An 11944-nucleotide genomic window follows, 5' to 3' on the forward strand; every position below is an offset into this window, starting at 1 on the left:
GGCGTGGCCCGCTCCCCCGCCGGCCACGCCGCCGACAGCCGGGGCGCCGCCTCCCGCTGCGCCGCCCCCACCCGGCGCTGCGGGAGCCTCGCCACCCACCACCAGGGCGAACTCTGCCGACAGTTCGTCGACGATCCCCTGAGCCTCGGTGATGAGTTCCTGCTTCCGACCGATGCCGTTCTCACTGATCGTCGCGAGCACCATCCCGTCGGCGTGCTGCATGCGCTCCTTGAGGTCGGCTGCGACCTCCTCGTAGCGGCCCTGCACGTCCTCACCGCGCCACAGCGCCTCGGCCGCGCTGTTGCCGGCGCGGACCAGTTGCTCGGCGATGGTCTGCGCGACGTTCCCCGCGTCCGACAACCAGGTGGACGCGCCGTCGATCCGCTCGGCCAACGTCAGCAGTCCGACGCCGTGCTCCGCCGAGACGTCGGCGGAGATGCCGCCGATCTCGGTGTTCTCCCCCAGTGCCGCCTGTGAGAGCAGCAGCCAGGCGCCCGAAGCCGCTGCGATCTGGTAGTGCCGGGCGCTGCGGATGGTCCTGATCCGGCTCTGGAACTCTTCGTCGGTGGTCACGCCCCCGCCCCTCCTGTTATTGCAGGCTGACGTTGTCCGGCGGCGCGCCGCCGGTCCGCAGCTGGTCCTCGAAAGCCACCATCGGGTCGGCGAACACCGGATCGGCGAACTTGTCCTCCTCCAGGAGGCTGCCGTCGCTGCTCGCCACGTCCTCGCTCCAGCCCCCGTGGGGGCCGATGCGCAGGACCTCCGTCCAGGCTTCGTCCGTACCGGTGGCGATGGCCGCCGCCGCCCCGGCGCTCTCGGCGATCTCGTGGACGCAGACGCCCGCGAGCTGCAACTGCTCCAGCATCGACAGCGCAGCCCGTTCCAGCGCGGCCGAAGCCGCCTCGCCTCCGGGGACCTCGCCGAACAGGCCGTCCGCCGAGGCGATCTGGGCGAACTGCTCCTTCACCGACCCCAGCTGCCCCCTGCCGTGGAGACTGGCCTGCGCCTCGCTGCACGCGGCGTGCGGCAGGACCACCTCGCCGTCGTCCATCGTCCCTCCCCCTCTCTTCGGTCGAAGGTGCCCGCTACTGCAGCGCCCTCACCATGCCGGCGCCGCCCTCGTTGCCGATGTCCTGGGCTCGGGTCATGGCGTTGTGGGTCTTCTCGTGGTCGTCGCGGAAGCGCGCCGCCCGGGCCATGAACTCCTCGTTGCGGGCGTCCAGCGCGGCCCCGATCTGCTCGTCGACCATGCCCTGCGCGACGAGTGCTTCGAGGTTCACCCGCACCTGGTTCCAGATGTCGGTGCACGCCGCGACCTGTGAGGCCCCGTGCTGCTTCAGCTCGTCGAACGAGGTGTTGTCGAACGCGATCTGGTCGGTCATCGTTGCTTCCTTCGGGTTCTCGGAGTCACGGGTCAGAACGCGGCGGCGATGTCACCGTCGGGAGCGCCGCTGCCGACCGCCGCTGCGGCGTCGCCGTCGGTCTGCACGCCGACGTCGATGGTGACGCTCAGGTCGTCGCCCAGCCCGGCGAGCACGTCGGCCAGGACGACGCCCATCCCGCCGAGGCCCTCGAAGTTCTCCATCGCCTGGCCGGTCCCACTGCCGGTGAGGGCGCGCGCCGCCACCTCGGAGTCGCCCGCGATCTGCTTGGAGACCAGCTCCATGTCGGAGAAGGCGTTCATGATGATGCCCTCGACCCTGGAGGCTTCCTCCGTGCTCAGCTTGATCTGCTCGACCATGGTCTTCCCTCCGCTGCCCGCGCGCTGCTGTCCCCCCGCGCGGTCCGACTGTCGGCGCGCAGCGACGGCGGTCGCCCGCGCCCGGGGGGACCAGGCTAGGCGGGTGGGCGTATCAGTTCCGTATCGCGCCGACAGGCGGCCCCCAGCCCGGTGGGGCCGGACGGGGCGGGTACGGGCGGGTCGGGGCGGTCAGTGACTGTCGTCGGTCCCACCGATGGTGGTGCGCAGTTCGCGTCCGCCCGGGGTGGAGCTGTCGGCGTAGTAGAAGGTGACGGTCCGGGGGGCGCGCGCATTGACCATCTCCATCTCCGCGCGGACCTTGTCGTCGTGCCCGTCGGCGGCGGCGATGCGCCCCTGGCGGCGCAAGGCGGTCGCGAGGAGGTTCCGCGCGTGGGCGGTGGTGTAGGGATCGACCGGCTGACCGGCGGTGTGCCGCATGGCGCGTTCCGCCCAGCGGGCCGCCTCCTCGTGCTCGTCGCGCCCCAGGTGGTACTCGGCGATCAGGCAGCTGAGCATGATGCGGTTGTAGGGCAGCCGGGCGAGACCCAGTGCGTGCACGGCCAGTTCGCGCGCCGCCTCCGGTTCGCCGGTCTTCAGCCGGAGGTAGGCGAGGTTGGCGCAGATGGTCACCTCGGTGTCGCGGAACCCCAGCCGTCGTGCCTCGGCCCGTGCCGCCTCGCCGACGCGCCTGGCCTCGTGGGGCCGGTCGCACATCGCGAGGCAGGCGATGCGGTTGCTCATCGTCGCCAGGAGCTGTTCCGTCTCGCCGAGCTGCTCCAGCAGCTCGCCGGCACGTTCGAGCAGTTCCGAGGCGCGCTTCACGTCCTGGACCTGACCGGCGGCGCGGCCGAGCTGGCCGAGCGCTATCGCCTCCGCCCGCGTGTCGTCGCTGCGGCGTGCGACGCGGAGCACTGTGTCGCAGAGTCGCTCCTGCTCCGTCCAGGCGAGGCGCAGGCCGAAGTAGGTCTCCTGCGTCGCGGTGGCGAAGTAAGCGAAGCGGGACAGCGGGTCGCCGCCCAGTTCGTCCCCCTCGTCGTACTCGGGGGCTGCGAGGAGCTCGGCCAGGAGGAGGACGTCCTCGGCGACGTCGTCGGCCCAGCGCATCGCCTGCTCTGCGCCGCTGAACGCATCGGGTTCGGTGGGGAAGCGCGCGGCGACGCTGTCGGCGCGGGCGAGGAAGTGCTGGCTCGCCGGGTAGTGCCGGACCAGCGTGTTCAGCCGGCGCACGAACCAGCTCGCGACCCTGCCGAGGACGGCGTGACGTTCCCCGGCCGGCAGCTTCCCCGCCTGCCAGGCGGCGGCCGATCGCAGCAGGTCGTGGAGGGTGTACTCGCCGGGGCGGGGGCTGTCGATGATGCGCGCGTCGACGAGGCGCTCCAGGGCGTCCTCGGCCTCACGCGGGGTGCAGTCAGCCGCGGCGGCCACGAGGCCTGCGGAGTACTTGGTCAGCGGCGCGACCCCCAGGCGGGGGAACAGTTCCGCCGCAAGCAGGTCGACGGGGTTGTCGCCTTCGGCGAGTTGGTCGATGCTCACCATCAGGCTGGCGCGCAGGTCGAGGTCGGCGACGCGGAGCTGCTCCATCCTGCCGTGCTCCTCGCGGAGGACGGCGATCCAGTCGGCGAGGCTCCAGCGGGGCCGGGCCGCCATGCGGGTGGCGACGATCCGCAGCGCCAGCGGCAGGTGGCCGCAGAGCCGGACCAGTTCGTACCAGTCCTCGGGCACCGGCCGGGGCTCCCCGCCGCCGACTGCCGACCGCACCAGTTCCACGGCCTCGTCGTCGTCGAGACGGCCCAGGTGCACGTGGTGGCCGTCGGCGAGGCCCGTGAGCACGGTGCGGCTGGTGACGAGTGCGGCGCTGCCCGGTTCGACCGGCAGCAGCGAGCGGACCTGGCGGGCGTCGAGTGCGTTGTCGAGCAGGATCAGCACCCGGCGGTTCCGCAGCCGCTCCTGGTACAGGGCGGTGGCGGCTGCGAGGTCGGTCGGGAAGTCCTTCACCGGCAGCGAGAGGGCCGAGGCCAGCAGCCGGAGCGCGGCCTCCGGGGAGAGCGCCGGGTTGTGCGGGTCGGCGCCGCGGAGGTCCACGTAGAGCAGACCGTCGGGGAACCGCTCTGCGGCGGTCCGCGCGGCGCGGACCGCCAGGGCGGACTTGCCGACGCCGCCGGACCCGTCGATCAGGCAGATGGCGGGCGCGGCCTCGGCTCCGGCGAGGGTGCGGTCGACGAGGTCGAGTTCCCGGGTCCTCGCGACGAACGTGGAGATCGCCGCGGGGAAGTTGGGGGTGGCCGGGTAGCGGGTCGTCTCCACTCCGGTGACCGGTAGTGGGGGCAGCCGCAGTTGCGGGTCGTCCCGCAGTATCGCGCCCTCCAGCTGGCGGAGTTCGAGTCCGGGTTCCAGGCCGAGTTCGTCGATCAGACGCTCGCGGACCGTGCGGTACACGACGAGGGCGTCGGGGGTGCGACCGCTGCGGTGCAGCGCGAGCATCAGCTGCCGCGCGAGGCGTTCGCGGAGATAGTGGTGGTGCAGGGCGGCGGTCAGTTCGTCGATGATCTCGCCGTGGCGGCCCAGCGCCGTCGTGAGTTCGAACCGCTCCTCCATCGCGGCGAGCCGCAGCTCCTCCAGGCCCGGCTGCTCGGAGGAACGCAGCGGGCAGTCGCCGATGTCCTCCAGCGGGGTGCCGCGCCAGAGGTCGAGTGCGCCCTCCAGGATCTCCAGGGCGGCGGCCGGGTCGGTCGCGGTCAGAGCCCGGGAGCGGGCGACGCGGGCCCGGAACTCGCCCAGGTCGGTGTCGCTCTCCGCGAGAACCAGCTGGTAGCCGCCCGCGACGGTGCGGATCCAGCCCTCCGGCAGTGCCTTGCGCAGCCGCATCACGTAGTTGCGCAGCGTCGTACGGGCGCTGAGCGGGAGTTCCTCGCCCCAGAGTTGGCCCAGCAGCTCGGAGGCGGGCACGACCTGCCCCGGTCGGAGGGCGAGTGCCACCAGCAGCGCGCGCAGCATCGGCGCGCTGACGCGGGCGGTACCCCCGTTCGTGTCCGGCACTTCCACCGGGCCCAGCAGCCGAACTCTCACCTTCGCACCTCCCGCTGCCCTGCCCGGCACGCCGCGGCCGGCGAGGCGGCCCCGTTCCTGTCCGGTGCGTCGTCGGGTCGCTTCCCCGCCGGAGGACGTCCCATCCCGGTCGGCCGCGCCGCGGTCCGTTCCGGTGGGCCACCGTACACCCACTCCCAGCAGCGCGAATGCCGACGCGGCCCGCTCGCGGGCCCTCGCTCTCCGGCGTACCGCACCGGTGGCGCGGCGAGGTGCGGCGCGCGGCCGGGAGCAGTGCCGGACCGACACCGCGACCGGAACGGGGTGCGGTTGTCGCGGGCCTCAGAGGACGAGGCGCCAGAGCCAGACGACACCGGCGCCGAGGACCGCCAAGGCGAAGGTGAACAGCACCGCGGTGACGGCGATGCCGATGCGGTCGGCGGCGCGGCTGCGCCCGCCCCGAGGCGCGGTGCGGTCCCGAGGCCGTGCCGGTGTCCGACCCGCGCCGCGATCGCCGTCGGACGTACCGTCGATGACGGCGACGGCGACGGCCGCGGCGTAGTGCCGCTGGTCGGGCGAGAGCGAGGAGGGCAGCTCGGGCGCGAGGTGGTCCTCGACGGCCGCGACCCGGGGGTCGCCCGCTTCAACGAGCGCTCGGGCGCGCTGCGCGACCGCGCCCGGTGTCGCGGGTGTCGTGTGATCCATGGTGTCCCCCCAGTGCGCGCCCGACCCGGGCGCGATTCGCCCGCCGGGCGGCGGCGGATAGCGGCCGGGAGCCGGCGGGACGGCGGCATCACGGCGGCGGGCACGATGGCGGCCCGCAGCCTGTCTTCCATGGCCAGAATCGCACAGTGGTCCGATGCCGCGCCGCGCTGAGGGCTCTCTCGGCGACAACCGGGCGCCGGGCACACATCGGGCATCGCCGGCGGAGAGGTGTGCTCCGCCGGTGTGACGTGCCCGTGGGGACCGGGCAGGTCACGGTGCACGGGGACGAGGCGAACCGGGCGGTGGCTCGGCGGCGGAGGTGCCGGGTGACGGCACCGACCACCCGGCGGCGGCGCGTCCGGTCGCGGCTCGACTGCCGCTGCGGTCCGGCCGCCCGGCGGCTCACCGAGGTGCGGCAGGCGTTGACGGCCCACCAGGACGCCCGGGCCCCGGTACGCAGGGCGGCCGGGGGCGCCCGCTCCGGCTGGACGGTGGTGGGCGACGCGACGGCCGGCGGAGTGGCGGGCACCGGCGCGACCGAGGGGACGAGGGGGCCGCGGTCGGCGGGGCCGGTCGCCGTCGTGGCCGCCGCGCGGACACGGGACGGCTTCCTGCGCCGCGAGTCGGGTCCCTCGTGTCGGCCTGGTCACTGTTCCTCTGATCTGCGGGGCGGCACGTCGGCGGCAGGGATCCACGCCCGCGCCGGAGCGAACGCCGCGGCCACCCACCAGGACCGTCACGGCAACCGACGCCCCCTCAGCGGGGACGGCCCCCACGGCCGGACCTGTCCGCGTCGAACCAGCGGCGTTCGTTCCTGCCGCCAGTCTTCCGCACCATCGTGGCGAGATGTTGACCAGCAGCGCCAGCCCGTTGACCCTGGGCGCCCGTTCGACGGTCGGTCACCGCTGGTGGAGCCCCCGGCACACGGCCCCGGGCGCCGTTGGCTCCGCTCTTCGGCCCGGCTCTGCTCGGCGCGAGCGGGTCGGCCTCAGCTCTCCGGCGTCGGAGCTCCTGGAGCTCCCGGGGCTGCCTCCGCGGAACCGGGGCCGGGCGCGGCGCCCCGCCCGCCGGCGTCCCCGCCCGCCGACGGCGACGTCGACGGCTCGGACCTGGGCGCTACACCCCGCCCGGCGCGGTCCGGCAGCTCGACCGTTCCCTCCCGGGCGGCGCGCCGGTACTCGCTGGGGCTGGTGCCGAAGGCGGAACGGAACGCGCGGCTGAAGTGCGCGGTGCTGAGGAAGCCGCTCCGGGCGGCGACCGCGCCGACCTGCGTGGCGTCCGACTCGGCGTCCGCCAGCGCGCGCCGGGCGCGTTCCAGCCGCAGCCGGCGGATGTACCCGGCGACGGTGTACTCCTCGCCCTCGAAGAGCCGGTGCAGCTGGCGCAGCGACAGATGGTGCTGCGCCGCCACGGACGCGGGCACCAGGCGGGGGTCGTGCAGGTTCCGCTGGATGTGGGCGCGGACGGCCAACCGCAGGTTGCGCTCCCGGACCTCCAGCGGGACCCGGGGCCGGTGGTCCAGCTCCTGGGCCACGAGCCCGGCCACCAGGTCGGTCAGTACCGTCGCGAGCCGCGGCACGTCGCTGTGGCGGTACTGCGACGCGTCGTCGCCGACACTGGTGAGGAAGTGCGCGAGCAGTGACCCGAACCCGGAGCTTCCCGACAGCGTCCGGCCGAGCAGCGGCGTGAGGCCCGTCCGTCCCGCGCGGGGCAGCGCGGCCTTGGGGACCTCGACACCGATGCCTGTCACGCGGTCGCCGGGGTGCCGCGACCGCACGTGGATGGGGAGCGAGGAGTCGAGCATGTAGAAGTCACCCGGGGGGTGGGTGGCGTCGATCCCGGCGTGACGGGTGACGAGGGGCCCACAGGACCGCGACAGCAGTGTGAGGTGCACCAGCTCGGGGTCGGCCTGCCGGATCTGCGTGCGCGTCCGGTTGTAGGCGCAGGCCGTGGTGTCGGCGGGCCAGACGCTGGCGCCGCCCAGTGGGACCAACCGCTGCACGACCGACAGGTCGCCCTCGCTGGAGCTGACGACGTGCATGGGCGCCATCGTGCGGGACATGCAGTCACGCCACGCTTCGAGCCGGTCCCGCACCGGGATGTCGTCGGTGCGGAAGACCACCTGGTCCAACACCTGTCGGGTTCCCCTCCGCCGGGCGGGCGGCCGAGGTGGCCGCCTCGGCCAACGCCGGTGGGCGGCTCCGGCCTGCTGGTCTGAGCCTTTCAACCGTGAGGCAACGACGCTCGCTTGTCCAACACGATACGCCAACCGTGATACGGGACACGCCCAGTGTGACGACAGGTGAGACCACGCTCCCTCCCGCCCACCGGGAAGGCGGGAGAGACGGCAGGATGGGGACGTGGCCGACCTACTGATGCTGCTCACCGTCCTGACCACCGGTCTCTTCGCCGGCTATTTCCTCGCCTTCCTGACGGGGGTGATGCCCGGCCTGCGCAGGCTCCCCGACGCGGAGTTCGCGATGGCGATGCGTCGCGTCAACGAGACGGTCCCCCGGCCGGTGTTCCTCGCGTTGTTCGCCGCCGTGGTGGTACTGCCGCTCGGGGCGTGGCTGTTCCCCGTCGACGGTCGGAGCGCGACCGCGACCGGGCTGCTGCTGGCCGGTCTCGGCTGCGTGGTCGCCAATCACCTCGTCACCGTCGTCGGCAACGTCCCGCTCAACAACGCCCTCGCCGCGAGTGAGGGCGCCGGCCGGGACGGGGAGGCGCGCGCCGCGTTCGAGAAGCGGTGGAACACGTTGCACCTGGTCCGCACCCTGCTGTCGGTGGCGGGCTTCGCACTGGTCACGGCGGCGGCGATGTGAGGTCGCGGTCCGCCGTCGGTTCGGCGTCGGTCCACCAACGCCGCACCGACGGCCGACTCCGGTCCCCTGTGCCGGCGTCCGACACGCTCCCACCTGCCGGAGCCGCCTCCGCTCCCCCGCCCGCCCCGGCACGGATCCGCGGCAAGGGAGTGAAGGGCAGCGCACACCACCGCCGCGGCTGCCGGAAGTTCTCTAACGGCCCAGCAGCCGAATCCGCAGACTCGCTCTGAGCCCGCCGCCAGCCGCGGGCCGGTCCGCTCCGTGGAGGTGACTGGTGGACAGCGGTGAGGCCCACGCAGGGACGAACAGCCGGGCGAGCGGTGCGGGTCACGCCGCCGACGACGACGCCGACGACGGCGCCGGACACCGGACGGACCCGGTCGAGCACGACCGCCCCATGTCGTTCGCGCAGCGTCGGCTGTGGTTCCTGGACCGGCTGGGAGCGGGCGGGCACAGCGATCTGCTGCCGCTCGCCCTGCGGGTCCGGGGGAACCTGGACGAAGCGGCGCTGCTGGGGTCGCTGGACGCCGTGGTGGCGCGGCACGAGGTACTGCGCACCCGGTACACCGCCGTCGACGGTGAGCCCGTAGCACGCGCCGCGGAACGAGTCGTCGTTCCGGTGCGGCGGCCCGAGCTGCGGGACGAGGACACCGGGCGGGCGGTGGAGCGACTACTGGCCGAGGAACTCGCGAGGCCCCTGCCGTTGGAGGACGGGCCGCCGATCCGGGTGGTCCTCGCGCGGCTGCGCGAGGACGAGCACCTCGTGGTGGTCAGCGTGCACCACATCGCCTTCGACTTCGCCTCCTGGTCGGTCCTCTCGGCAGAGCTGGCGGCGGGCTACCGGGAGCGGACGGGGGGCGCGCCGGCCGATCCCGTGCCCCCGCCGGTGCAGTACGCGGAGGTGGCCCGCGCGGAGGCCGGCCGGCTCGACGCCCCTCGGGCGGCCCGCCATCTGACGTACTGGCGCGACCGGTTGGCCGACCTGGAGCCGCTCCGACTGCCGACCGACCTGCCGCGGCCCGCGCTGTGGGACGGCCGGGCGGACATCGCCCGGTTCACTCTCGATGCGCCCCTGGTCGGGGCGGTCGACGCGCTGGCTCGCGCCCATCGGGCGACACGGTTCATGGTGCTGCTGGCCGCGTTCCAGGCGACGTTGGGCCGGCTGTCGGGGCAGCGGGACATCGCGGTCGGCGTCCCGGTCAGCGGGCGCAGCGGACCCGAACTCGCAGGTTCCATCGGCCTGTTCGTGAACACCCTGGTGCTGCGCACGGACCTCGGGGACGCCCGCACCTTCCCCGAGCTGCTGCGGCTGGTCCGGGCCGACGCGTTGGCGGCGTTCTCGCGGACCCGGACTCCGTTCGAGCGGATCGTGACGGAGGTGGCACCCCCGCGGGACCCTTCCCGGAACCCGCTGGCGCAGGTGTCGTTCCAGCTGATCACCCTGGACGAACCGGCGGAGCGACTGCCCGGCCTGGAGGTGGAGATGATCTCCACCCCGGCGGGCGGTGGCCCGTTCGACGTCGCCCTCGACCTGTTGAACCTGCCCGACGGAACAGTGGCGGGCCGGCTCCAGTACGCCACGTCGCTGTTCACCGCCGACACGGCGCGACAGATCGGCGCGGCGTTCTCGCAGATGCTCTCCCTGCTGGTGGCGGAACCGGAGAGGGCCGTCGTCGACCGGGCGGCCATGGTGGCGCCGCTGCCCGGAGGCGAACGGCGTCGGCTGCTCGCCCTGCACAACGACACCGCGCGTGGAGTGCGGGACGTGGTGTGGACGGAGCTGTTCGCGGAGCAGGCGGCTGCCGCGCCGGACGCGGTGGCGGTGAGCTGCGCCGGGCGTGACGTCAGCTACGCCGAGCTCGACGCCTCCTCGGCCCGGTTGGCGAACCGGCTGCGGGAGTCGGGGGTGGGTCCGGGTGTCACGGTGGGGGTGCTGCTGGAGCGCGGCCCGGCCGTGCCGACGGCGCTGCTGGCCGTGCACCGGGCAGGCGGCGCCTACCTGCCGCTCGACCCGGCGCTGCCGGACGCGCGGCTGCGCCATCTCTGGGAGGACTCCGGGGCCCGCGTGGTCATCACCGAGCGCGGGCTCGTCCACCGGATCTCGGACGCCACCGCCTCGGCGGCCGGTTCCGAAGCGGCCGGCGACGGCGGACGGCACCGTCCCCCCGGTGGTCCCGCCGCGGCCCCAGGGAACCCGGTGGTGCTGCTGCCGGACGAGCCCGCCGAGGCCGCCCGGATCGCGAGCGCCGCCCCGGTGGTGCCCGAGGGCGGGCCCACCGGCGACGACCTGGCGCACGTCTTCTACACCTCCGGCTCCACCGGACGGCCCAAGGGGGCGCTGATCCCGCACCGCGCGCTGACGCACTTCCTGGTCGCGATGGCGCGACGGCTGCCCTCCGGACCGGGTGACACCTTCGCGGGAATCACCACGGTGTCGTTCGACCCCTCCCTCCTGGAGCTGTGCCTGCCGCTGCTGACCGGCGCGCGGCTCGCGCTGGCCGACCGGGAGGAGGCCCGCGACCCGGAGCGGATGGCGGCGCTGATCACGTCGTGCGGCAAGGGCGTCGTGCAGGCCACGCCGGTGACGCTGCGGATGCTGGCGGACACCGGTTGGACCCCCGCCCCCTCGCTGACCGTCCTCAGCGGCGGGGAGGCCCTCCACGAGGAGCTGGCCGCCCGGCTGGCCGCGGACGGCGCGCAGGTGTGGGACCTGTACGGCCCGACCGAGACGACGGTGTGGGCGACGACCGCGCGGCGCGACCGCCTCGGGCGGCAGGCCGACTGGCAGGCCCGGGACAACACCGTCGTCCACGTGCTCGACAGCCGGATGGAACCGGTGCCCGAAGGGGCCACCGGCGAGGTGTACATCGGCGGGACCGGTCTCGGCTGGGGCTACGTCGGCCGACCGGAGCTGACAGCGGCGGCGTTCGTACCGGACCCCTTCGGCGGGCACGGCGACCGGCTCTACCGCACCGGCGACCTGGCGAGACGGCGGCCGGACGGCACCCCGGCACTGCTCGGCCGGGCCGATCACCAGGTCAAGATCCGCGGCCACCGCATCGAGCCGGGCGAGATCGAGGCGGCGCTGCTCGCCGATCCGGCGGTCCACGCGGCGACGGTGGTCGCGCTGGAACAGGGGGACGCCTCCCACCGGCTCGCCGCCTACCTGGTCCCGGCTCCGGGCAGCGCCCCGGCGGAGGCGCCGCTGCGCGCCGCGCTGCTGCACACCCTCCCGGACTACATGGTGCCCGAGGCGTTCGTCGTGGTCCCGGAACTGCCCCGGACCCCCAACGGCAAGGTCGACCGGCGGGCGCTGCCCCCGGTGCCGGTCTGGACCGCCGCGGCCGGGGCGACGCCGCCGCGGAACGACGCGGAGCGGGCCGTCGCCCGGGTGTGGGAGGAGGTCCTGGGCGTGGACGGCGTCGGCGCCGAGCACGACTTCTTCCAACTGGGCGGCCATTCGCTGCTGGCGACCCGGGTGGCCGTACGGCTGCGGGACGCCGCCGGGGTGGACGTACCCGTCCGCGCGCTCTTCGAGCGGCCGACGGTGGCGGCCCTGGCCGCCGCGCTGCCCGACTACCCCGCCGTGGACACCAGCCGCGCCGTGCCGGCCCTGGGCGCGCGGCGCCGCAACCGCCGGACGGCCGCGGCC

The 11944-nt window shown here is 74.5% G+C and carries 9 protein-coding genes; 2 read left to right on the top strand and 7 right to left on the bottom strand.

Annotated elements, in window-relative coordinates:
• From HCJ92_RS17655 to HCJ92_RS17685, 7 genes are all read right to left on the bottom strand, one after another.
• A partial coding sequence (locus HCJ92_RS17655; protein ID WP_209311268.1) for a hypothetical protein occupies window positions 1–573 on the bottom strand: 573 nt, incomplete at its 3' end.
• Window positions 574–589: 16 nt separating this feature from the next.
• Window positions 590–1051 (bottom strand): hypothetical protein, encoded by a 462-nt coding sequence (locus tag HCJ92_RS17660; protein WP_167934585.1) that lies wholly within the window; start codon window positions 1049–1051, stop codon window positions 590–592.
• 34 nt (window positions 1052–1085) lie between these two features.
• Window positions 1086–1382 carry a hypothetical protein gene (locus tag HCJ92_RS17665; protein WP_167934586.1) on the bottom strand — a complete coding sequence of 99 codons (297 nt, stop codon included), beginning with the start codon at window positions 1380–1382 and terminating at the stop codon, window positions 1086–1088.
• A 32-nt stretch (window positions 1383–1414) separates the two neighbouring features.
• Window positions 1415–1741 (bottom strand): hypothetical protein, encoded by a 327-nt coding sequence (locus HCJ92_RS17670; RefSeq protein ID WP_167934587.1) that lies wholly within the window; start codon window positions 1739–1741, stop codon window positions 1415–1417.
• 189 nt (window positions 1742–1930) lie between these two features.
• Window positions 1931–4807, bottom strand: coding sequence for a BTAD domain-containing putative transcriptional regulator (locus tag HCJ92_RS17675; RefSeq protein ID WP_167934588.1), 2877 nt, complete (start codon window positions 4805–4807; stop codon window positions 1931–1933).
• Window positions 4808–5107: 300 nt separating this feature from the next.
• Window positions 5108–5470, bottom strand: a complete 363-nt coding sequence (locus HCJ92_RS17680) for a hypothetical protein (RefSeq protein ID WP_167934589.1) — start codon at window positions 5468–5470, stop codon at window positions 5108–5110.
• A 988-nt stretch (window positions 5471–6458) separates the two neighbouring features.
• Complete coding sequence (locus HCJ92_RS17685; protein ID WP_167934590.1) at window positions 6459–7604, bottom strand: helix-turn-helix domain-containing protein; 1146 nt, start codon at window positions 7602–7604, stop codon at window positions 6459–6461.
• 226 nt (window positions 7605–7830) lie between these two features.
• Here HCJ92_RS17685 and HCJ92_RS17690 point away from each other — a divergent pair, with 226 nt between their 5' ends.
• Complete coding sequence (locus HCJ92_RS17690; RefSeq protein ID WP_167934591.1) at window positions 7831–8292, top strand: anthrone oxygenase family protein; 462 nt, start codon at window positions 7831–7833, stop codon at window positions 8290–8292.
• Window positions 8293–8566: 274 nt separating this feature from the next.
• Window positions 8567–11944: amino acid adenylation domain-containing protein (locus HCJ92_RS17695; RefSeq protein WP_338054238.1), on the top strand; the 3378-nt coding region annotated here is incomplete at its 3' end.

It is taken from the genome of Streptomyces spiramenti (genome assembly GCF_012034385.1).
Taxonomy (GTDB): Bacteria; Actinomycetota; Actinomycetes; order Streptomycetales; family Streptomycetaceae; genus Streptomyces; species Streptomyces spiramenti.

What these genes read in the sequence shown, in the direction of transcription:
- HCJ92_RS17670 (WP_167934587.1), bottom strand. Translation starts at nt 1,741, where the DNA reads ATGGTCGAGCAGATCAAGCTGAGCACGGAGGAAGCCTCCAGGGTCGAG.
- HCJ92_RS17660 (WP_167934585.1), bottom strand. Translation starts at nt 1,051, where the DNA reads ATGGACGACGGCGAGGTGGTCCTGCCGCACGCCGCGTGCAGCGAGGCG.
- HCJ92_RS17665 (WP_167934586.1), bottom strand. Translation starts at nt 1,382, where the DNA reads ATGACCGACCAGATCGCGTTCGACAACACCTCGTTCGACGAGCTGAAG.
- HCJ92_RS17680 (WP_167934589.1), bottom strand. Translation starts at nt 5,470, where the DNA reads ATGGATCACACGACACCCGCGACACCGGGCGCGGTCGCGCAGCGCGCC.